Annotated in this window: 18 protein-coding genes; 5 read left to right on the top strand and 13 right to left on the bottom strand. The window is 59.6% G+C overall.

Translation table 11 applies throughout. From position 1 onward, the window contains the following. Window positions 1-6: 6 nt before the first annotated feature. Both QFW87_RS19645 and QFW87_RS19640 read right to left on the bottom strand, forming a co-directional pair. The gene (locus QFW87_RS19645) at window positions 7-876 is read right to left on the bottom strand and encodes an ABC transporter permease (protein ID WP_283188627.1); all 870 of its coding nucleotides are present in this window, start codon (window positions 874-876) and stop codon (window positions 7-9) included. Next, entirely contained in the window at window positions 873-1,892 is a 1,020-nt protein-coding gene (locus QFW87_RS19640) for an ABC transporter ATP-binding protein (protein WP_283188626.1), read from the bottom strand. Before QFW87_RS19640 ends, QFW87_RS19645 begins: the two co-directional genes overlap by 4 nt. Window positions 1,893-2,136: 244 nt before the next feature. On the opposite strand from QFW87_RS19640, the gene QFW87_RS19635 reads away from it, so the two are divergent. After that, a complete protein-coding gene (locus QFW87_RS19635; RefSeq protein WP_283180951.1) occupies window positions 2,137-2,973 on the top strand; it encodes an IclR family transcriptional regulator in 837 nt (278 codons plus the stop codon). Window positions 2,974-3,021: 48 nt separating this feature from the next. Here the strand turns inward: QFW87_RS19635 and QFW87_RS19630 are convergent, their stop codons facing one another. Further along, entirely contained in the window at window positions 3,022-3,774 is a 753-nt protein-coding gene (locus tag QFW87_RS19630; RefSeq protein WP_283188625.1) for an anti-sigma factor, read from the bottom strand. Further along, a complete protein-coding gene (locus QFW87_RS19625) occupies window positions 3,771-4,277 on the bottom strand; it encodes a sigma-70 family RNA polymerase sigma factor (RefSeq protein ID WP_283188624.1) in 507 nt (168 codons plus the stop codon). Before QFW87_RS19625 ends, QFW87_RS19630 begins: the two co-directional genes overlap by 4 nt. 315 nt (window positions 4,278-4,592) lie before the next feature. Here QFW87_RS19625 and QFW87_RS19620 point away from each other — a divergent pair, with 315 nt between their 5' ends. After that, window positions 4,593-5,681 carry a catalase family peroxidase gene (locus QFW87_RS19620; protein ID WP_283188623.1) on the top strand — a complete coding sequence of 363 codons (1,089 nt, stop codon included), beginning with the start codon at window positions 4,593-4,595 and terminating at the stop codon, window positions 5,679-5,681. Then, the gene (locus QFW87_RS19615; protein WP_056740290.1) at window positions 5,678-6,223 is read left to right on the top strand and encodes a cytochrome b; all 546 of its coding nucleotides are present in this window, start codon (window positions 5,678-5,680) and stop codon (window positions 6,221-6,223) included. The genes QFW87_RS19620 and QFW87_RS19615 overlap by 4 nt, the downstream gene beginning before the upstream one ends. A gap of 96 nt (window positions 6,224-6,319) precedes the next feature. On the opposite strand, the gene QFW87_RS19610 is transcribed toward QFW87_RS19615, so the two are convergent. Beyond that, on the bottom strand, window positions 6,320-7,471 hold the full coding sequence (locus QFW87_RS19610) for a M14-type cytosolic carboxypeptidase (protein WP_283180947.1): 1,152 nt from the start codon (window positions 7,469-7,471) through the stop codon (window positions 6,320-6,322). A 484-nt stretch (window positions 7,472-7,955) separates the two neighbouring features. Then, window positions 7,956-8,297 (bottom strand): DUF3077 domain-containing protein, encoded by a 342-nt coding sequence (locus QFW87_RS19605; RefSeq protein ID WP_046047549.1) that lies wholly within the window; start codon window positions 8,295-8,297, stop codon window positions 7,956-7,958. Between the two features lie 129 nt (window positions 8,298-8,426). On the opposite strand from QFW87_RS19605, the gene QFW87_RS19600 reads away from it, so the two are divergent. Then, window positions 8,427-9,077: a S24 family peptidase gene (locus QFW87_RS19600; RefSeq protein WP_283180946.1), complete on the top strand. Its 651-nt coding sequence runs from the start codon at window positions 8,427-8,429 to the stop codon at window positions 9,075-9,077. A gap of 39 nt (window positions 9,078-9,116) precedes the next feature. Here QFW87_RS19600 and QFW87_RS19595 read toward each other — a convergent pair whose 3' ends face one another. The 4 genes from QFW87_RS19595 to QFW87_RS19580 are packed head-to-tail and all read right to left on the bottom strand — an operon-like array spanning window position 9,117 to window position 14,684. Further along, window positions 9,117-11,072, bottom strand: a complete 1,956-nt coding sequence (locus QFW87_RS19595; RefSeq protein ID WP_283180945.1) for an acetyl/propionyl/methylcrotonyl-CoA carboxylase subunit alpha — start codon at window positions 11,070-11,072, stop codon at window positions 9,117-9,119. Continuing rightward, a complete protein-coding gene (locus QFW87_RS19590; RefSeq protein WP_056740299.1) occupies window positions 11,072-11,887 on the bottom strand; it encodes a gamma-carboxygeranoyl-CoA hydratase in 816 nt (271 codons plus the stop codon). Before QFW87_RS19590 ends, QFW87_RS19595 begins: the two co-directional genes overlap by 1 nt. Before the next feature lie 13 nt (window positions 11,888-11,900). Next, window positions 11,901-13,508, bottom strand: a complete 1,608-nt coding sequence (locus QFW87_RS19585; RefSeq protein WP_283180944.1) for a carboxyl transferase domain-containing protein — start codon at window positions 13,506-13,508, stop codon at window positions 11,901-11,903. 12 nt (window positions 13,509-13,520) lie between these two features. Continuing rightward, window positions 13,521-14,684, bottom strand: a complete 1,164-nt coding sequence (locus tag QFW87_RS19580; RefSeq protein ID WP_129436997.1) for an isovaleryl-CoA dehydrogenase — start codon at window positions 14,682-14,684, stop codon at window positions 13,521-13,523. Window positions 14,685-14,886: 202 nt separating this feature from the next. Between QFW87_RS19580 and QFW87_RS19575 the strand changes: the two genes are divergently transcribed. Beyond that, window positions 14,887-16,584, top strand: a complete 1,698-nt coding sequence (locus tag QFW87_RS19575) for an AMP-binding protein (RefSeq protein WP_283180943.1) — start codon at window positions 14,887-14,889, stop codon at window positions 16,582-16,584. A gap of 619 nt (window positions 16,585-17,203) precedes the next feature. Here QFW87_RS19575 and QFW87_RS19570 read toward each other — a convergent pair. From QFW87_RS19570 to QFW87_RS19560, 3 genes are all read right to left on the bottom strand, one after another. Beyond that, complete coding sequence (locus QFW87_RS19570; RefSeq protein ID WP_283180942.1) at window positions 17,204-18,103, bottom strand: hydroxymethylglutaryl-CoA lyase; 900 nt, start codon at window positions 18,101-18,103, stop codon at window positions 17,204-17,206. A gap of 58 nt (window positions 18,104-18,161) precedes the next feature. Then, window positions 18,162-18,560, bottom strand: a complete 399-nt coding sequence (locus QFW87_RS19565; RefSeq protein WP_283180941.1) for a MerR family DNA-binding transcriptional regulator — start codon at window positions 18,558-18,560, stop codon at window positions 18,162-18,164. Between the two features lie 94 nt (window positions 18,561-18,654). Beyond that, complete coding sequence (locus tag QFW87_RS19560; RefSeq protein WP_283180940.1) at window positions 18,655-19,584, bottom strand: LysR family transcriptional regulator; 930 nt, start codon at window positions 19,582-19,584, stop codon at window positions 18,655-18,657. Window positions 19,585-19,679 lie beyond the last annotated feature (95 nt).

Below are 19,679 nucleotides of genomic sequence, written 5' to 3'. Positions count from 1 at the left end.
GACGAGTTATCCCAATGACTTCTTGTAGCGGCCTTCGATCATCCGGTTCCACGACAGCATGATCAGCAGGTTGAGCAACAGCAGGGCCACGGCGATGGCCGCGCCCATCGGCCAGTTGAGCTCCGACAGGTACTGGTCATAGATCAGCGTGGCGACCATTTTTATCCGGCGTCCGCCGAGCAGGCCAGGGATGGCAAACGAACTGGCGGCGAGACCGAACACGATCAAGGTGCCCGAGAGCACGCCGGGCATGATCTGTGGCAGCACCACCTGGCGCAACACGGTGAAGTGGCTGGCACCGAGGGACATCGCGGCCTGCTCGGCGGCGGGGTCGAGTTTCTGCAGCGAGGTCCAGACCGGAATGATCATAAACGGCAGCATCACGTGGACCAGTGCAATCACCACCGCGAACGGTGTGTAGAGCAGCTTCATCGGCGAGCCGCCGAAGGCTTGCAGGGTCTGGTTGACCAGGCCGTCGGCACCGAGCAACAGGCTCCAGCCGAAGGCGCGCACCACCACCGAAATCAGCAACGGGGTGAGGATCAGAATCAGGAAAATCGAGCGCCACGGCGTGCCCATGCGGCTGAGGATGTAGGCCTCGGGCACGCCGATTACCACGCAGAGCAGGGTGGTCAGGGCGCTGATCCACATCGTGCGCAGAAAGATTTCGTAGAAGTACGGATCGCCGAGCAGGCTGCTGTAGTGATCGAGGGTGTAGGCGTCGCCGTTGATCCCCGAGCTGTAGTCGAAGACGTTGAACGACAGCACCAAGGTCAGCAGCAGCGGGATAACCAGCAGGCCCAGGTATAAGGCCAGGGCCGGTGCCGACAGCCAGTAACCCTGGCGTCCCTGGCGAATGGCGACAAGCGTACTCATGCCGGCACCTCGTCGACACTGAGCACCCGCAGCAACGCTGCGTCCCAATCGAGGCCGACCGCCGTGCCTTCGGTCAGCGGTGCCGAACCGTCGTTGCGGCGAACCACGCTGAGTTCGCCCAGGGTCGTCGATACGCCGTACAGCCATTGGCTGCCGAGAAAGAAGCGGCTGACGATATTGCCTTGCAGACGGCCCTGACCTTTGTCCCGCAGATCGATTTTTTCCGGACGCAGGCTCAAGGTCAGTTCGCCGCCACTGCGAACCTGGACCACACCCGCGCCATCACGCTCGCCGGGTAGCAAATTGGCCTTGCCGACGAAGCCGGAAATGAACTCGGTGCGCGGGTGTTCGTAGAGGGTGTAAGGCGCGTCGATCTGGGTGATGCGCCCGGCCTGCATCACCACCACCCGGTCGCTGATGGACAGCGCTTCGGACTGGTCATGGGTGACCATCAATGTGGTGATCCCGACTTCGCGCTGGATGCGGCGGATCTCGAATTGCATCTCTTCGCGCAGGTTGGCGTCGAGGTTGGACAGCGGCTCATCAAGCAGCAGCACCGGGGGCTCGATCACCAGGGCTCGAGCCAACGCAACACGTTGACGCTGGCCGCCGGAGAGTTCTCGCGGGTAGCGCTCGGCATGCGGGTTCAGACGCACCAGTTTCAGCACCCGGTCCACCCGCTGCTGCAATTCGCCGTTGGCCACTTTGCGCATGCGCAGGCCGAAGGCGACGTTGTCTTTCACCGTCATGTGCGGGAACAGCGCGTAACTCTGGAACACCACGCCCAAGCCACGGCTGGCGGGTTTGGCGTGGGTGATGTCGCGACCGTCCAGCAGAATGCGTCCGCTGCTGACTTCGACGAAGCCGGCAATCATTTGCAGGGTGGTGGTTTTGCCGCATCCGGAGGGGCCGAGCAGCGAGACGAACTCGCCTTTGTCGACCGAGAGGTTGGTAGCAACGACGGCGTCGATCTCACCGTAACGTTTGCCGAGTCCTTCAAGTTGCACAAAAGCCATAACTGCGCTCCACCTGAGATTGTTATGCGTCGCCCGAAGGCGCGCTTTTTTGTATGGGCAGATACGAAAAGGTCTTGCTGGGTGCGTTGGCGCTCGACTCTAGTCGGCTGCCGCTGTTGTTCGAATCGCCCCTGTCTGGACGCAGAGTAGGACGAAGAATAGGATGGGCTCAATGGCCTATTTCACTGAAGCGATGAATATTTTCAGTTTCATTCGGTGAGTAAATTAATACTCGAGAAAACCCATGACAGATTCCATTGAGCGGAATGAAAGCAAAAGTGATGTCGGTGTAGGCGCGGTCTCCAGACTGTTTGCCGTGCTGCGCAGTCTGGGTGAAACCGTCGAGGGCGGGGAGCGGGTGACGCAACTGGCCCAGCGCATTGGTTTGTCCCAACCGACCACGCACCGATTGCTGCGCAGCCTGATGGATGAGGGCATGGTCGAGCAGGATGCGCGCAGCAAACGCTATCGCTTGAGTCTGGAGTTTTTCGCCCTGGCGGCTCGTGCCGGGAACACTGGAAACCTGCGCGAACTGGTGCGTCCGGCGTTGCTGCGGCTGTCGGCATCGTTGGGGGATTCGTTGTTCTTGCTGGCGCGCAGTGGTTTTGATGCGATCTGCCTGGACCGCAGTGAAGGTCCGTTTCCGATCCGCACCTTTACCGGTGACATTGGTGGGCGCGTAGCACTGGGTGTGGGGCAGGGCAGCCTGGCGATTCTGGCGTTCCTGCCAGAAGAGGAACGCGACACAGTGATTCACTACAACTTGCCGAGGCTCAAGGATTTCCACCTGTACGACGAGGTGTTTCTGCGCTCGGAAGTCGAGAACGTGCGCAAGCTGGGTTATGCCGGACGCAACACCGGAGTGTTGCAGGGCATGGCCGGGGTGGCGGTGCCGATTCTGGATCGTGAAGGGCGGGCCGTGGCAGCACTGAGTGTGGCGACCGTGAGTGATCGGCTGGGGCCGGATCGCTTGCCGACAGTGGTGGAAATGCTCAAGCGCGAAGCGGCACTGATCGGGCCGCGGATCAACCCGTTCGACCCGTTATTGCGTAGGCCATCCCAAGTCTTCGGGCAGGGTTGAACACGGTCCACAAACCTCCATAAATCCACTGTGGGAGCGGTGGTGTGCTCAGAACTGCACGGTTTGCTTGAGCAACTGCGCCGCCGGCGTATCGCTCGGGCTGACCATCGCGTAGTTATACCCGCCCCCTGACCAGTACTCGGCCTGCAACTCGCCATCGCTGCGACTGCCCCTCGGCAACAGGTAGTTTTTCGGGCCCGGTGGGCGGACGTAGAAGCTGACTTTATGGCCGCTTTGATCCTCGTAGACCACCATCGCCGCCGGCCCTTGCTCGGTGCTCAGCAAGCGCCCGCTGACCGGTTTGAAACCGGCGCCCGAGAGGTCAGGCAAGCGATTGGCCTGAGTGAAATAGCGGTCGAGCCAACCCTGCATGTCACCGTCGTCGCTGACTTTGTAATCGGCCGGCAGGATGCCTTGCTGGGCAATCAGGCGATAGGCCTGCAGGGCATCGGTCATCGGCAGTTGGGCACTGATGAGCGTCATCTCCCGGGCTTGCCAGCCGCTGAATCCGCCGACGCTGACCGCGATCAGCAACACGGCGGCGCTGGCCAGGTGACGGCGAGATTGTCGTTTGAGGCGTTGGCGAATCAGCGCCGGGTCGAGGTCCGGGTTGGCCGGTTGCTGCAGGGCGCCGCTCAATGCCGCGCGCAATTGCTGGGCGTCCTGCTGCCAGGCACGCACTTTGGCAGCCACTTCAGCGTTGCTGGCCAGAAAAGTTTCCACCAGACGTCGGTCGGCATCGCTGAGTTGCTGGTCGACGTAGGCGTGCAGGTCACGCTCGTTTGGGGGCAGGCTGATCATTTGAGTCTCCGCAGAGAAGGGCGGGTGATTTCGCCGTCGCTCAACTGGCGCAAGGCTTGGCGGGCACGGGACAGGCGGGACATCACGGTGCCGGTGGGGACGTCGAGAATCTCGGCGACCTCTTTGTAACTCAAGCCTTCGATCGAGACCCAGAGCAGCAGGGCGCGCTGTTCTGTGCTGAGTTGATCGAAGGCTTTCAGGGTCGATTGGGCGATCACGGTGCGTTCCACCGACGGCTGTGTATCGTCACGCCCGGTAAAGAGTTCGAGCATCCGCGCATAACGCCGGGAGCGCCGGTGAGCATCGAGAAACTGTCGATACAGAATCGAAAACAACCAGGCGCGCAAGTCGCCCTCGGGGCGTTTGTCGCCCCAACTCGACAGCGCGCGCTCAAGGCAAGACTGCACCAGGTCGTCGGCGCTGCTGGGATTGCGCGTCAACGACACGGCAAACCGGCGCAATCTGGGAATGATTTCTCTCAGTTGTTCGTCGATATCGTTCATGAAGTTCTGGCTAGTCACTACGCTAGGGGGTGTCCGGTCTCACAAATACGTTTCCTTTTTGGCGGCGTCTGTTGTCGCCATACTGCGTTGCCGCTCCTTGCCATAGCGAGCTATGACGCGTCGCGGCGCCTTGCCTGGCAACAACAGCCACTCGCCAAAAAAGGAACGTATTTGTGAGATCGGACACCCGGAAGACGCCCGGCATTGGAGGTTATTCCACGCCTGAAAAAATAAATACCGCGCGATGGAATAAACCACCGTGGGGTTCGTCTGCTTGATCCTTCTCACTTGTGGCCGATGGCCCTGGAGTCTTTCATGGTAGATCGCTCATCACCGCCAACCCGGCCACCCTTGAGTGCCGCGAGCCTGACGTTACGTCTGGCCGGTATCGCTGTGGTGGTTGCCGCCCTGGCCGGGGCTTTTGCCTACGTCAACGGCACCTTCGACCCACAGCGTCTGACGCCGAAAAAGCTGATCAATGTGCTGGAGACCAACAACGGCGTGCACCCGGGTTTCCGGCGTAACCACTCCAAAGGCGTGTGTGTGATCGGGCATTTCGAGAGCAGCGGTGAGGCGCGCAGCTATTCCAGCGCTCAGGTGTTCAATGACGCGCGGACCCCGGTGGTCGGGCGTTTTGCATTGCCGGCCGGTAATCCTTATGCGCCAGACAACAGCGTGCCAATCCGCAGCCTGGCGTTGCGATTCACCCAGGCCAACGGCCAGCAGTGGCGCACCGGGATGAACAGCATGCCGGTGTTCCCGGTTGGCACGCCCGAGGCGTTCTATCAACTGCAACAAGCCCAGTCACCCGACCCGGCCACCGGCAAGCCGAACCCCGCTGCGGTGCCCGCGTTCTTTGGTTCGCATCCGGAAGCTGCACCGTTCCTGGCCTGGATCAAAACCGCCAAGCCGTCGGCCAGTTACGTGACGGAAACCTACAACAGCGTCAATGCGTTTTACCTGGTGAACGCTGCGGGACAGCGGCGGGCGGTGCGCTGGAGCATGGTGCCGGTGGCTCAGGACGCTGCGGGCGCAATGGCGCCAGAGGGGGGTGATTTCCTGGAGAAAGACCTGGTTCAGCGCATTTCCGCAGGGCCGCTGCGTTGGCAGCTGAACATCACCCTGGCCAACCCTGGCGATCCGGTCAACGACGCCAGCAAAGCCTGGCCCGAGGGTCGCAAAGTGTTGAACGCCGGCACCCTGGTGCTCGAAAGCACTCAGCCGCAACTCAATGGCGAATGCCGTGACATCAACTACGACCCACTGGTACTGCCCGCCGGCATAGAAAGTTCCGACGACCCATTGCTCGTCGCTCGTTCAGCGGGGTACGCCACTTCCTACTTGCGTCGTACCAGCGAAGTCAGCCAGTTGCCCGCTGCGAATAAACAGGAGTCTCGTCAATGAGCGCTCAACCGAACCACTTCGCGCCTTTAGCGCGATTGCTGCACTGGCTGATGGCGCTGATGATCATTGCCATGCTGTTTATCGGCGCGGGCATGGCCGCTTCGGTGTCCGAGCGTCATGAGTGGCTGATTCATCTGCACAAACCCTTGGGCGTCGCGATTCTGCTGCTGGTGATCGTGCGCCTGGCCGTGCGTTTTTCCACGCAACAGCCACCGCTGCCGGCGGATCTGCCGGGTTGGCAAGCGCTGGCGGCCAAGGCTTCGCATGTGTTGCTGTACGCCTTGATGCTGATTTTGCCGCTGCTGGGCTGGGCGATGATTTCGGCGGCGGGGGATCCAGTGATGCTCAGCAGCTCGTTGCAGTTGCCGTCGATCGTACCGGCGAATGCGCAGGTGTTTGCGTTCCTGCGCAAGGCTCACGGGTATCTGGCGTATTTGTTGTTCTTGACGGTGCTGCTGCATTTGGCGGCGGCGTTGTTTCACGGTTGGGTGCGCCGCGATGACGTGCTGGACAGCATGTTGCGGGGCAAGGATCGCGGCTAAAAGATCGCAGCCTGCGGCAGCTCCTACAAAGATTCGTGCGGTTCACACGGTCGGCGTAGGAGCTGGCGAAGCCTGCGATCTTTTGATTCTGCGTGTTCAGCGCAAGGTGTTGACCATATCCGCAACGGTGGTCAGCACATCCTTGCCCAACTGCTTCGAGCGCTTGCCGGACCAGCCGGTCAGGGCGTTCGGCGCATCGTTGTTGTCCTTGAAGGGCATTTCGAGGGTCAGCGACAGGCAGTCGAATATCTCGCCGACGCTGTTGCACGCCAGGGTCATGTTGGCTTTGCCCGGCTCGTCGCGGGTGTAGCCGTGCTTGGTCTGGAAGTCCTTGGTCAGGTGCTTCAGATGACTGCGGAAATGCTCTTCGAGTTTTTCGATCCGTGGCGTGTAGCCTGGGTTGCCTTCGCAACCGGCGGTGAACACGTAGGGGATTTCTTCATCGCCATGGATGTCGAGGAACAGGTCGACGCCGTACTTTTCCATCTGCTGCTGAACGAACAGCACTTCCGGGCTGATTTCCTGGTTGGCGCTCTGCCAGGCGCGGTTCAGGTCCTGGCCCATGGCGTTGGTGCGCAGGTGACCGTGGAAAGCGCCGTCCGGGTTCATGTTCGGCACCAAATACAGATCGGCGCTTGTCAGCAGTTTGTTCAATACCGGATCGTCGTGTTTTTCGAGACGTTCGATCACGCCTTCCATGAACCACTCGGCCATGTGTTCGCCGGGGTGTTGCTGGGCAATGATCCAGACCTTGCGCTGACCTTCGGCGCCCGTGCCTTTACGCAGCAGCTGGATGTCTCGACCTTCGACGCTCTTGCCGGTGGCCAGCAGTTCGGTGCCGGCCTTGGTCAGCGCTTGCTCGATCAACCAGTCATGGCGACCGCGGCTGTAGGGTTCGAAGTAAGCAAACCAGGCGTGGGTGGCGGTGGCTTCAAGGCTGAAGCGCAGGCAGTCACCTTCGAAAATGGTCGGCACCCGGAACCAGTTGACGTGGTCGTAGGACGCCACCGTCTGATAACCATCCCAGGCTTTGTTGTAGGAGGACTTGCTGGCATTGTTCAGACGAAACCAGTGTTCCTGACCGACGTGCAGACCGCTGGCCTTGAAGTGGAACCACTGAAAGTGTTGGCTGCGAGTGTCTGGCTTGATGGCCAGCAGGGCTTGCAATGGATTGCTGATGTCCAGCACTTCAATGTTGCCACTGTCGAAGTTGGCACTGATGTCGAAAGAGGATTTAGCCACGGCCATAGTCGATTCCTGAATATGATTTTTATGGCTGTTACTTTACACGCTGGGAAGGGTAAAACCGGGGGAAATTCTGGCCTGAAGCGGGGGGCGTCCTCCTTGACGCCGACGCAGCTTAGAGACTGTGCGATTGATTCTCAAGCGCTATTTTTGATTGGTTTGGGCCAATGATGCCGGGCTTCTCTTGCCAACGGATATTCTTTTGATATCATCCGCGCCATTCGAATTTGCAGCACCTAAAGACTTCATTAGCCTGAAGGTAAAGCCAGAATAACTGGCAAAAAAAAGACCCGGCAAAAAGCCGGGTCAAAAACCGTGATTAGCCTGATGAGGAGATAGTCCAGGAGACCGACCTAAGGTCACTTGGACAATCGACTGATCTCGCGACCAGTTGCATGCAATAATAATCATTCTCGTTTGCAAGTCAAATGCTTTTATCTGCCTGATTGGAAAAGTCTTTCCTGTCCTCCTCGCAAGCACCCGCGTATCACCCGTTCTGATCGCCCTCCAGGGATCGATCTACCATCGCCCTGGCCATATCGATCATGTGCACCGCCGAAAACGCCAGGTCCCGACTTGCGCCCTGTAAATTGCTGGCTGACTCGTACGCGATGGCGGCGGCACAACGTAGCAAGTCCGTGGCATGGACCAGCGCCTCTTCGCAGCTGATGTTGCGGTTTACGTCAAAGAAACGTTCTTCGACCACTTCCTCTGAAACAGCTGGTTTCAAGTAATAGTCCAGTGCTCGTTGCGCGGCGGCAGAGCCTTTTGGCGAGGTGAGGGAAGTGTCGATTTGCATGTCAGGCAGGTCGTTGCAGGGGATGGACATGGCGATGGCAAACTCCGTGATAGATTCAGATCCGTGAACCAATCCTAGTACGTACTGTATTTATGACGAGAGATTAAATACTACAATTTGTGTTTTGACGGCTGGAGGCGCCCACGTATCGTGCCGCACATGGATAAATGGATTGAGTTGGTCAAGGCCAAGATGAGTGAACTCAAAGTCACTCAAGAAGAACTCGCAGATCGCCTCGGGATGTCCCAGGGCGGCGTCGGCCACTGGCTGAACAAACGCCGCGACCCCGGCGTCGTCAACATGAACCGTGTGTTGAAGGCGCTGGGCATGGACTTTCTCGAAGTGGCGCTGGTGATCCGCGAACCACTCATCTTGGAAGAGGAGGAGATGCCTCTGGCGCTGAAGTACAACCCGTACTTCCGCTACCCGGTCAGTGACTGGAAGGAGCCGGCGCAGCTGCGCGATGGTGAGCTGACGGTGTATCGCAAGGAGGAACGCTTTGAGCTGACCGACTACCACGCCCAAGGCCCGGCCTTCTGGCTGAGTGTGGTGGGCGATGCGATGACCGCGCCCACGGGTATCAGCATTGCCGAAGGCATGATGATCCTGGTGGACCCGGCCATTGTGCCGGAACCCGGAAAGTTGGTGATTGCCCACTGGCCGGACAGCGCCGAGGCGACCTTTCGCAAGCTGATCGAAGAGGGCGGGCAGCGTTACCTGGTCCCGCTCAATCCGACCTATCCGAAGGCTATCTTCACCGAAGAGTGCCGAATTATCGGCGTAGTGGTTCAGGCAACCGCCAAATTCTAATCAGATCGGTCCTCGCAAAGCGTAGGACCGATCTTCATTTCACGCTTCTTCCAACTCCACCAACGCACTGCCTTCACTGACCATCTCGCCTTCCTGGCAATACAGCGCCTTGATCACCCCAGCGTGTGGCGCACGAATGCTGTGCTCCATTTTCATCGCCTCCAGCACCACCAGTTGCGCCCCGGCTTCTACCGTTTGTCCGGCTTCCACCAGTACCCGCACGATGCTGCCATTCATGGGGGCGGTCAGCCCGCCGTGATGGCTGTGACTGGCCTCGACGGCGCTGATCGGGTCGTAGGACTCGATGCGGCGCAATTCACCTTCCCATTGCAGATACAGAACGTCGCTCCGGCGGATTGCCCGATGCTGACGGCGCAGGCCGTTGTGCTCGGTCAGCAGTTGCTCGCCCTTGAGTTGAGCGGTGTGGGCATCAGCGTCGCCCAATGTCAGCGCTCGATCCTGGCCTTCACAACTCAAATGCAGCGTGATTTCTGTCGGCAGTCCGGCACGGAAACCATTGCTGTTGGCCCAAGGCGAAACCGGGTCATCGGCTCGTGGAGAACTCGGCTGACTTTGGGCAAACGCCTGGGCGGCGGCTTGCCAGAATTCGTCACTGAGGTCCGAGGTGACTGGCAGCAGTTCTTCCTGATAACGCGGAATGAACCCGGTATCCAGTTCGGCCGCAGCAAACGCCGGATGGCCGACGATCCGACGCAGGAAGTTGATGTTGGTCTTGAGCCCGCCAATGGCAAACTCATCGAGCATGCTCAGCAGCCGCAGTCGCGCCTGTTCACGATCCTCGCCCCAGGCAATCAGTTTGCCGAGCATCGGGTCGTAGAACGGTGAAATTTCATCGCCTTCTTCGACGCCACTGTCCACCCGCCGTCCCGGACCTTGCGTGGATTCGCGATACAGCTCCAGTCGGCCGGTCGCCGGCAGGAAATCATTGCCCGGGTCTTCGGCATACAACCGCACTTCGATGGCATGGCCTATCAGCGGAACCTCGGCTTGAGTCATCGGCAGCGCTTCGCCACGGGCCACCCGAATCTGCCAGGCCACCAGATCGAGGCCGGTGATGGCTTCGGTGACCGGGTGTTCGACTTGAAGGCGTGTGTTCATCTCCATGAAGAAGAACTCACCGCGAGAGTCCAGCAGAAACTCCACAGTGCCGGCGCCGACATACCCGATGGCCTGTGCCGAACGCACGGCGGCTTCGCCCATGGCGCGACGCAGGTCCGGGCTCAAGCCTGGCGCGGGTGCCTCTTCAACGACTTTTTGGTGCCGACGCTGAATCGAGCAGTCACGTTCGTTGAGGTACAGGCAGTTGCCGTGCTGATCGGCAAAGACCTGGATTTCCACGTGACGCGGTTTGAGCAGGTACTTCTCCACCAGCATCCGCGAATCGCCGAACGAGGATTTCGCTTCACGCTGGGCCGAGGCCAGGGCTTCGGCCAGTTGACTGACGTCCTCGACCACTTTCATGCCTTTGCCGCCACCGCCCGCGGTGGCCTTGAGCAGCACTGGATAACCGATGCGTTCGCAGGCGTCGCGGAAAGTGTCGAGGTCCTGAGCTTCACCGTGATAGCCAGGCACCAGCGGCACGCCGGCGGTTTCCATCAAGGCTTTGGCGGCGGATTTGCTGCCCATCGCGTCGATGGCCGAGGCGGGCGGGCCGAGGAAAATCAGCCCAGCTTCTTCAATCGCGCGGGCGAACCCGGCGTTCTCGGAAAGAAAGCCATAACCCGGATGAATCGCCTGAGCGCCGCTGGCCTTGGCGGCGGCGATCAGTTTGTCGATTTGCAGGTAACTGTCAGCGGCTTTGCTGCCACCGAGGTCGACGCGGATATCCGCTTCGCGGCTGTGTCGGGCTTCACGGTCAGTGGCGCTGTGCACGGCCACGGTGGTCAGGCCCAGGGCTTTGGCGGTGCGCATCACCCGGCAAGCGATTTCGCCGCGGTTGGCCACCAGCAGGGTGGTGAGAACAGGTGCGCTCATCAACGCGGCTCCTTGGTGGTGGTTTCGGCTTGCCAGCTCGGCGGACGTTTTTGCAGAAAGGCCCGCAAGCCTTCCTGACCTTCGGGGCTGACGCGAATTCGGGCGATGGCATTTTCGGTGTAGCGGCGTAGTGCCGGGGTCAGCGCGCCGTGGCCGACTTCGCGCAGCAAGTCCTTGCTGGAGCGCATGGCGGCCGGGCTGTTGAGCAACAGGTTGTCGATCCACTGTTCGACTTTCTGTTCCAGTTCAGCGATCGGATAACTCTCCGACAACAGACCGATTTCCCGCGCTCGTTGTCCGCCGAAACGCTCGGCAGTCAGCGCATAGCGACGTGCCGCGCGTTCGCCGATGGCTTGCACCACGAACGGACTGATCACCGCCGGGGCCAGGCCGATGCGCACTTCCGACAGGCAGAACTGCGCGTCATCGGCGCCGATGGCCATGTCGCAGCAACTGATCAGGCCCAGTGCACCGCCGAATGCAGCGCCTTGCACCACCGCCAGCGTCGGGACTTTGAGCTTGGCGAGGTTGTACATCAACTCCGCCAGTTCTCGGGCGTCGTCGAGGTTGGTGTGGTAATCGAGTTCGGCCGATTGCTGCATCCAGGCCAGATCCGCGCCGGCGCTGAAATGCTTGCCGCGTCCACGCACTAACAGGAAACGCAGACTGGCATCGCTCGACACTTTGTCCAGCGCGAGGATCAGTTCGCGGATCATTTCGGCGTTGAAGGCGTTGTTCTTTTCTTCACGGCTGAGCCACAGGGTCGCAAAACCACGCGGGTCGGTCAGCAGTTCGAGGGTGTTGAAGTCGCTCATGATTTTCTCCCGATCACATCCGGAACACGCCGAAGCGGCTCTGTTCGATAGGCGCATTCAGCGACGCCGACAAGGCCAGGGCCAATATATCGCGGGTTTGCGCCGGGTCGATGACACCGTCGTCCCACAACCGGGCGCTGGAATAGTAGGGATGACCCTGTTCTTCATACTGGTCGAGGATCGGTTGCTTGATCTCGGCTTCCTGCTCGGCACTGAAACTGTGACCACTGCGCTCGGCCTGCTCGCGCTTAACCTGCACCAAAACCCCCGCGGCCTGCTCGGCGCCCATCACGCCGATGCGTGCGTTCGGCCACATCCACAGGAAGCGTGGATCGTAAGCCCGGCCGCACATGCCGTAGTTACCGGCACCGAAACTGCCGCCGATGATCACAGTAAACTTCGGCACCTTGGCGCACGCCACGGCGGTCACCAGTTTTGCGCCATGCTTGGCGATGCCGCCGGCCTCGTATTTCTGGCCGACCATGAAACCGGTGATGTTTTGCAGGAACAGCAGCGGGATGCCGCGCTGACAGGCCAGCTCGATGAAGTGAGCGCCTTTCTGCGCGGCTTCGGCGAACAGAATGCCGTTGTTGGCGAGGATCGCGATCGGGTAACCGTGCAAGTGAGCAAAGCCGCACACCAGGGTCGTCCCGAACAGTGCTTTGAATTCGTCGAACACCGAACCGTCCACCAACCGCGCAATCACTTCACGCACATCGAATGGTTGCTTGGCATCCGCCGACACCACGCCGTAGAGCTCGTCGCTGTTGTAGAGCGGGGCGATGGGTGTGCGCTGTTGCAGTTCACCGAGTTTGCGCCAGTTGAGGTTGGCGATGCTGCGCCGCGCAATGGCCAAGGCGTGTTCGTCGCTCTCGGCGTAATGGTCGGCAACTCCGGAAATCTTGCAGTGCACATCGGCCCCGCCGAGGTCTTCGGCGCTGACCACTTCTCCCGTGGCGGCTTTTACCAGTGGCGGGCCGGCGAGGAAAATCGTCGCTTGCTCGCGCACCATGATTGCTTCGTCGGCCATGGCCGGCACGTACGCGCCACCGGCGGTGCAGGAACCCATGACCACCGCGATTTGCGGGATGCCCATGGCGCTCATGTTGGCCTGGTTGAAGAAGATCCGTCCGAAGTGTTCACGGTCCGGGAACACTTCATCCTGGCGTGGCAGGTTGGCGCCGCCAGAGTCCACCAGATAGATGCACGGCAAGCGGTTCTGCTGGGCGATGGTTTGGGCTCGCAGGTGTTTTTTCACGGTCAGCGGGTAATACGAGCCACCTTTTACGGTGGCGTCGTTGGCGACGATCATACATTCGACGCCTTCCACACGGCCGATCCCGGCAATCACGCCAGCGGCCGGAACGTCTTCGCCATAAACCTCGTAGGCCGCCAATTGGCTGATCTCGAGAAACGGCGAACCCGGATCGAGCAGGCGATTGATCCGTTCACGAGGCAGTAGTTTGCCCCGCGAGGTGTGGCGCTCTTGCGCCTTCGGGCCGCCACCTTGCTGCACCTTAGCGAGCAGGGTGTGCAGGTCGTCGACCTGTTTGAGCATCGCCGCGCTGTTGGCCGCGAACTCCGCCGAACGGGGGTTGAGCTGGGTATGCAGGATAGCCATGGACAGCTCCGTTTAGCGGGTTTCGTTGAACAGTTCGCGACCGATCAGCATGCGACGGATCTCACTGGTGCCGGCACCGATTTCGTACAGCTTGGCGTCACGCAGCAGACGACCGGCCGGGAATTCGTTGATGTAGCCATTGCCACCGAGAATCTGGATCGCGTCGAGGGCCATTTGTGTGGCGCGTTCGGCGCTGTAAAGGATCACCCCGGCGGCGTCCTTGCGGGTGGTTTCGCCGCGTTCGCAGGCTTGCGCTACCGCATAGAGGTAGGCGCGGCTGGCGTTGAGTTGGGTGTACATGTCGGCGACCTTGCCCTGGATCAGCTGGAATTCGCCGATGCTTTGGCCGAACTGCTTGCGGTCGTGGATGTACGGCACGATCAAGTCCATGCAGGCCTGCATGATCCCGGTCGGGCCGCCGGACAGGACAACGCGTTCGTAATCGAGGCCGCTCATCAGCACCTTCACGCCGCCGTTGAGCACGCCGAGAATGTTTTCTTCCGGCACTTCAACGTCGTCGAAGAACAGCTCGCAGGTGTTGGAACCGCGCATGCCGAGCTTGTCGAATTTGTTGCTGCGGCTGAAGCCTTTGGAGTCACGTTCTACGATGAACGCGGTGATGCCGTGGGGGCCTTTTTCCAGGTCAGTCTTGGCGTAGATCACGTAGGTGTTGGCGTCCGGGCCGTTGGTGATCCAGGTCTTGCTGCCGTTCAGGACGTAGTGGTCGCCGCGTTTGTCGGCACGCAGTTTCATCGACACTACGTCGGAACCGGCATTCGGTTCGCTCATGGCCAGGGCGCCGATGTGTTCGCCGCTGATCAGCTTCGGCAGGTATTTGGTTTTCTGTTCGTGATTGCCGTTGCGGTTGATCTGGTTGACGCAGAGGTTGGAGTGCGCGCCGTAGGACAGGGCGACCGAGGCCGAACCGCGGCTGATTTCTTCCATGATCACCACGTGGGCCAGGTAACCCAGGCCAGCGCCGCCGTATTCTTCCGGGACGGTCACACCCAGCAGGCCCATGTCGCCGAATTTACGCCACAGGTCGGCGGGGAACAGGTTATCGATGTCGATCTGAGCAGCGCGTGGTGCGATCTCTTTGGCGACGAAGGACTGAACCTGATCGCGCAGCATGTCGATGGTTTCACCGAGGGCAAAGTTCAGGGATGGGTAGCTCATGGGTCACCTTTTGGCTTTTTTGTAGGGTAGGGAGGGCCGTGATGTGGTTCTCACCTTTACGTTAACGTAAGCCTGTGACGAATGGCTGTCAATCACCCTTTACGTTAACGTCAACTTGAGCGAGAGTAGATCCAGTTCTGAATGATCGGGGCTCGCCATGCCTCGTTCCAACAACCCACTAAAAAAGACAATAGGGGTCGTCATGGATCAACCCAGTGCAAGCCCGCAGCGCAGTTATACCCGTGGTTCCCAGGACAAAGCCTTGCTGGCGATGACCATCGGCCAGGCGTTCGATAACACTGTCGCTCAGTACCCGACCGGGGAGGCGCTGGTCGTGCGCCATCAGCAGTTGCGTTACACCTGGCAGCAACTGGCCGAAGCCGTGGATCTGCACGCCAGAGCATTGTTGGCGCTGGGCTTGCAGGCCGGTGACCGTCTCGGTATCTGGGCACCGAACTGCGCCCAATGGTGTATCAGTCAGTTCGCCAGCGCGAAAATCGGCGTGATTCTGGTCAATATCAACCCGGCCTACCGCAGCTCCGAACTCGAATATGTGTTGAAGCAATCCGGTTGCCAATGGCTGGTCTGCGCAGGCGCCTTCAAGACCTCCGACTATCACGGGATGCTGCAAGGCCTCGTTCCCGAGCTGGCCGAGCAATCCATCGGAAAATTGCTGAGCGAACGACTACCGGAGCTGCGCGGTGTCATCAGCCTTGATGCTCAGCCGCCCTCGGGTTTCCTGCCGTGGTCACAATTGACCGATCTCGCGGGGAGCGTGTCGGCCGAGCAGTTGAGCGAACGTCAACACAGCCTGCATTTCGACCAGGCGGTAAACATCCAGTACACCTCCGGTACCACCGGTTTCCCGAAGGGTGCGACCCTCAGTCACTACAATATTCTGAACAACGGTTACATGGTCGGCGAAAGCCTCGGCCTGACCGCGAGTGATCGCCTGGTCATCCCGGTGCCGCTGTATCACTGCTTCGGCATGGTCATGGGCAACCTCGGCTGCATGACCCACGGCAGCACCATGATTTACCCCAACGATGCGTTCGATCCATTGCTGACCCTGACCACCGTCGCCGAAGAAAAGGCCACCGCGCTTTACGGCGTACCGACCATGTTCATTGCTATGCTCGATCAGCCAAAACGTGCGGAGTTCGATCTGTCGAGCCTGCGCACCGGGATCATGGCCGGGGCGACCTGTCCGATCGAAGTGATGCGTCGGGTCATCAGTGACATGCACATGAGCGAAGTGCAGATTGCCTACGGCATGACGGAAACAAGTCCGGTGTCGTTGCAGACCGGTCCGTCAGACGAACTGGAATTGCGCGTCACCACCGTCGGCCGCACCCAGCCGCAACTGGAAAGCAAAATCATCGACGAGGCGGGCAATCTCGTGCCGCGCGGCACTATCGGTGAACTGTGCACCCGCGGCTACAGCGTGATGCTCGGTTACTGGAACAACCCGCAAGGCACCGCCGAAGCCATCGACCAGGCTGGCTGGATGCACACCGGTGATCTGGCGAGCATGAACGACGAAGGCTACGTATGCATTGCCGGACGTAACAAGGACATGATCATTCGCGGTGGTGAGAATATTTACCCGCGGGAGCTGGAAGAGTTCTTCTTTACCCATCCGGCGGTGGCGGATGTGCAAGTGATCGGGATTCCGTGCTCGCGGTATGGCGAAGAAATTGTCGCGTGGATCAAATTCCATCCGGGCCACAGTGCTACCGAGCAGGAGCTGCAAGCGTGGTGCAAGGAGCGCATCGCGCACTTCAAGACACCGCGTTACTTCAAATTCGTGGAGGAGTTTCCGATGACGGTGACCGGGAAGATTCAGAAGTTTCGGATGCGCGAGATCAGTATCGAGGAGCTGAAGAACATTAACATCTGACGATAATCCCCTGTGAGAAGCGAACTCGCTCCCACAGGGGATGGCGCTGGAAATTACAAACGCCAGAAAGCACAAAGGGGAGCCGAGGCTCCCCTTTAATTTTGTCGTTGCGCGTGCTCTTTTTTTATTATTGAGGGGCGGTCTGTTGTTGTTTTTGGAAACCGTGACCCTTTACCGCTGTTTTTGTCGATCCCCATCCGGGATCAAGAGCAAACGTATTTTTTTGAGCGCTGATCTACTTTTTCGCTAAGCGATCCAACCAGTTCGGGAGCTACCTGAAGGTAGTTTTATTGTTCTCTGCCCGGTTGCGGGTTACTCCGAAAAGCACCCTGAAAAGCACATCCTCTCCAAAAAAATCTGTTAGCTGCGTCTCTGCCGTGTTGTTTTTGTTATGTCAGAGTCGTTACGTCTTATTTTTATTAGGTTTGCCGCTTTTTTTGTTCTTGTTATGCAATAGAGATAGCAGAAGGCGTGCCAACTTTTTAAAAGCCTTTAAAATCAATAGCTTAAGTTTTTGTCGGATTTTTCGTTCAGTCAAAACCCGACAATTTGTTTCCGTGTTACTCGCTTGCGCCCCACGTTTCAGACACAGCGGTAACACCGGGACACATCCGCGCACTTACTGTGCGCTACGAGCCTTGGCCACGCGCGAACCGGTCGCTCGCCCCAGCACCGTGCAAATTTGCTGGCCGGCCAGAATCAAGGCGTCCAGGTCGATACCGGTTTCGATACCCAGGCCGTTGAGCAGGTAAACCACGTCTTCGGTCGCGACGTTACCGCTGGCGCCCTTGGCGTACGGGCAGCCGCCGAGGCCGGCGATGGAGCTGTCAAACACCGAGATGCCTTCCAGCAGACTGGCGTAGATGTTGGCCATGGCCTGGCCATAAGTGTCGTGGAAGTGCCCGGCCAGTTTTTCACGGGGTACGTCGGCCGACACCACGTCGAACATCTTGCGGGTCGCGCCAGCGGTGCCTGTGCCGATGGTGTCGCCCAGGGAAACTTCATAGCAGCCCATCGCATAGAGCTCGCGAGCGACCCGAGCGACTTGCGCAGGCGCAACGTTACCTTCGTAAGGGCAGCCCAGCACGCAGGACACGTAACCGCGCACGCTGACACCGTGTTGCCTGGCCGCGTCCATGATCGGCACGAAACGTTCCAGGCTTTCGCTGATCGAGCAATTGATGTTGCGTTGGGAAAACGATTCCGACGCGGCGGCGAAGACCGCGACTTCCTTGACCCCGGCCGCGATGGCGTCTTCAAACCCGCGCAGGTTGGGGGCGAGTGCACCATAAGTCACGCCAGGCTTGCGCTGGATCTGCGCGAAGACGTCGGCGGAACCGGCCATTTGCGGTACCCATTTGGGCGACACGAAACTGCCGACTTCTATATAGCCGAGACCGGCGGCGGTCAGCGCGTCGACCAGTTGCACCTTGTCCGCAACGCTGATGGGTTGGGCTTCGTTTTGCAGACCGTCGCGTGGGCCGACTTCGACCAGGCGTACGTGAGTGGGTAGGGACATGGCAATGGACCTGTTGAAATTGTATGAATGTTCACAGAACCCTGTAGGAGCTCAGCTCCTACACGAGCTGCTGGCTCTTGATGGTCTGTTCCAGCGCCTGGGTGCAACGCTCTTGCGCGGTGTCCAGTTCCAGCTTCATCTGTTCGATGTCAAGCATTTGCTGCTCTAGCTGTTCACGACGTTCGGCGATTTTGGTCAGCATGGTTTGCAGCTGTTTCTGATTGCCGCCGGTGGGGTCGTAGAGTTCGATCAACTCGCGGCATTCGGCCAGGGAGAAACCAATGCGCTTGCCCCGCAGGATCAGCTTCAGGCTGACCTTGTCACGGGGCGAGTAGATGCGTTCCTGACCGCGTCGCTCGGGGCTGAGCAGGCCTTGCTCTTCATAAAAGCGAATGGCCCGGGTGGTGATGTCGAGCTCGCGGGCGAGGTCGGAAATGCTATAGGTCTGGCTGCTCATGGAAGCGCTCGAAAAAGGTCATGGCGCTAAGCTAATGGCAGGTTGACGTTTACGTCAAGCATCGCGCCCTGATCCTTCGTCTATCAGGTGTTTCCTACATCTTATCGAGCTTCTTCTCATGTGCCGTCACTTGCTGGCACAACTCGATCATCTGCTCGCGCATCCAGCGGTTGGCCGGGTCCTGGTCGGTGCTTTCGTGCCAGTAGAGGTGGGTTTCCACCGGCGGCACATCGTTGACCGGCAGGTTCACCGAGTACAGGTCATGGCGACGGGCGAAGCGTTCCGGCACGGTCATCACCATGTCGGTCTGCTGCAACACTTGGGAAGCCATCAAGTAGTGCTGGGAACGCAGGGCGATCTTGCGCTGGATGCCCATTTTGCCCAGGGCCAGGTCGACATGGCCCAGACCGCTGCGGCGGCTGGAAATATGAATGTGGGTTAGCGACAGATAATCATCGAGGGTGAATTTCTCTTTGCCCGCCAGCGGATGGCCCTTGCGCATGGCGCACACGTAACGGTCTTCCATCAACTTGACGTGGCGCACTTGCGGATCAGTGTTAAGTGGCGCGTCGACAGCGAAATCGAGACGCCCGGCCGCCAGCTCCTTGGTGGTTTCGCGGCGCTTGGACAGAAAGCTTTCGATGATCACCGTCGGCGCCAGGCGCCGCAGGCGCTGGAACAGTGCCGGCAGGATCACCGCTTCGGTGAGGTCGGTCATGCTGATGCGATACGTCTTGACCGCCTGCAACGGGTTGAAAATACGACTTTCCTGCACCGACACCCGCAGCAAGGAGAGGGCGTTGCGCACCGGTCCGATAATGTTCTGCGCCATGGGCGTCGGGACCATGCCCTGAGCGGTACGCACGAACAACGGGTCATTGAAGGTCTCGCGCAGACGGGCCAGAGCGTTCGAGACCGCCGGTTGAGTAATGCCGACAATCTGCCCGGCGCGGGTCAGGTTGGCTTCGGTGTAGATCGCGTCGAAGACGATGAAAAGGTTGAGGTCGACCTTGCTCAGATTCATTGCGCTGCACTCTTATTGTTGGGCTCTCGATCAGCCGATCATATATCGGTGATGAATGTTAATACACGCCGAGAATAGGCTAGGTAAATTTTCGT

The organism is Pseudomonas sp. PMCC200344, from assembly GCF_030053095.1.
GTDB lineage: Bacteria > Pseudomonadota > Gammaproteobacteria > Pseudomonadales > Pseudomonadaceae > Aquipseudomonas > Aquipseudomonas svalbardensis.
This window is presented reverse-complemented; position numbering and strand designations above follow the sequence as displayed.

Excerpts from the sequence above, each read along its gene's own strand:
- QFW87_RS19645 (WP_283188627.1), bottom strand. The coding sequence starts at position 876 with ATGAGTACGCTTGTCGCCATTCGCCAGGGACGCCAGGGTTACTGGCTG.
- QFW87_RS19640 (WP_283188626.1), bottom strand. The coding sequence starts at position 1,892 with ATGGCTTTTGTGCAACTTGAAGGACTCGGCAAACGTTACGGTGAGATC.
- QFW87_RS19635 (WP_283180951.1), top strand. The coding sequence starts at position 2,137 with ATGACAGATTCCATTGAGCGGAATGAAAGCAAAAGTGATGTCGGTGTA.
- QFW87_RS19630 (WP_283188625.1), bottom strand. The coding sequence starts at position 3,774 with ATGATCAGCCTGCCCCCAAACGAGCGTGACCTGCACGCCTACGTCGAC.
- QFW87_RS19625 (WP_283188624.1), bottom strand. The coding sequence starts at position 4,277 with ATGAACGATATCGACGAACAACTGAGAGAAATCATTCCCAGATTGCGC.
- QFW87_RS19620 (WP_283188623.1), top strand. The coding sequence starts at position 4,593 with ATGGTAGATCGCTCATCACCGCCAACCCGGCCACCCTTGAGTGCCGCG.
- QFW87_RS19615 (WP_056740290.1), top strand. The coding sequence starts at position 5,678 with ATGAGCGCTCAACCGAACCACTTCGCGCCTTTAGCGCGATTGCTGCAC.
- QFW87_RS19610 (WP_283180947.1), bottom strand. The coding sequence starts at position 7,471 with ATGGCCGTGGCTAAATCCTCTTTCGACATCAGTGCCAACTTCGACAGT.
- QFW87_RS19605 (WP_046047549.1), bottom strand. The coding sequence starts at position 8,297 with ATGTCCATCCCCTGCAACGACCTGCCTGACATGCAAATCGACACTTCC.
- QFW87_RS19600 (WP_283180946.1), top strand. The coding sequence starts at position 8,427 with ATGGATAAATGGATTGAGTTGGTCAAGGCCAAGATGAGTGAACTCAAA.
- QFW87_RS19595 (WP_283180945.1), bottom strand. The coding sequence starts at position 11,072 with ATGAGCGCACCTGTTCTCACCACCCTGCTGGTGGCCAACCGCGGCGAA.
- QFW87_RS19590 (WP_056740299.1), bottom strand. The coding sequence starts at position 11,887 with ATGAGCGACTTCAACACCCTCGAACTGCTGACCGACCCGCGTGGTTTT.
- QFW87_RS19585 (WP_283180944.1), bottom strand. The coding sequence starts at position 13,508 with ATGGCTATCCTGCATACCCAGCTCAACCCCCGTTCGGCGGAGTTCGCG.
- QFW87_RS19580 (WP_129436997.1), bottom strand. The coding sequence starts at position 14,684 with ATGAGCTACCCATCCCTGAACTTTGCCCTCGGTGAAACCATCGACATG.
- QFW87_RS19575 (WP_283180943.1), top strand. The coding sequence starts at position 14,887 with ATGGATCAACCCAGTGCAAGCCCGCAGCGCAGTTATACCCGTGGTTCC.
- QFW87_RS19570 (WP_283180942.1), bottom strand. The coding sequence starts at position 18,103 with ATGTCCCTACCCACTCACGTACGCCTGGTCGAAGTCGGCCCACGCGAC.
- QFW87_RS19565 (WP_283180941.1), bottom strand. The coding sequence starts at position 18,560 with ATGAGCAGCCAGACCTATAGCATTTCCGACCTCGCCCGCGAGCTCGAC.
- QFW87_RS19560 (WP_283180940.1), bottom strand. The coding sequence starts at position 19,584 with ATGAATCTGAGCAAGGTCGACCTCAACCTTTTCATCGTCTTCGACGCG.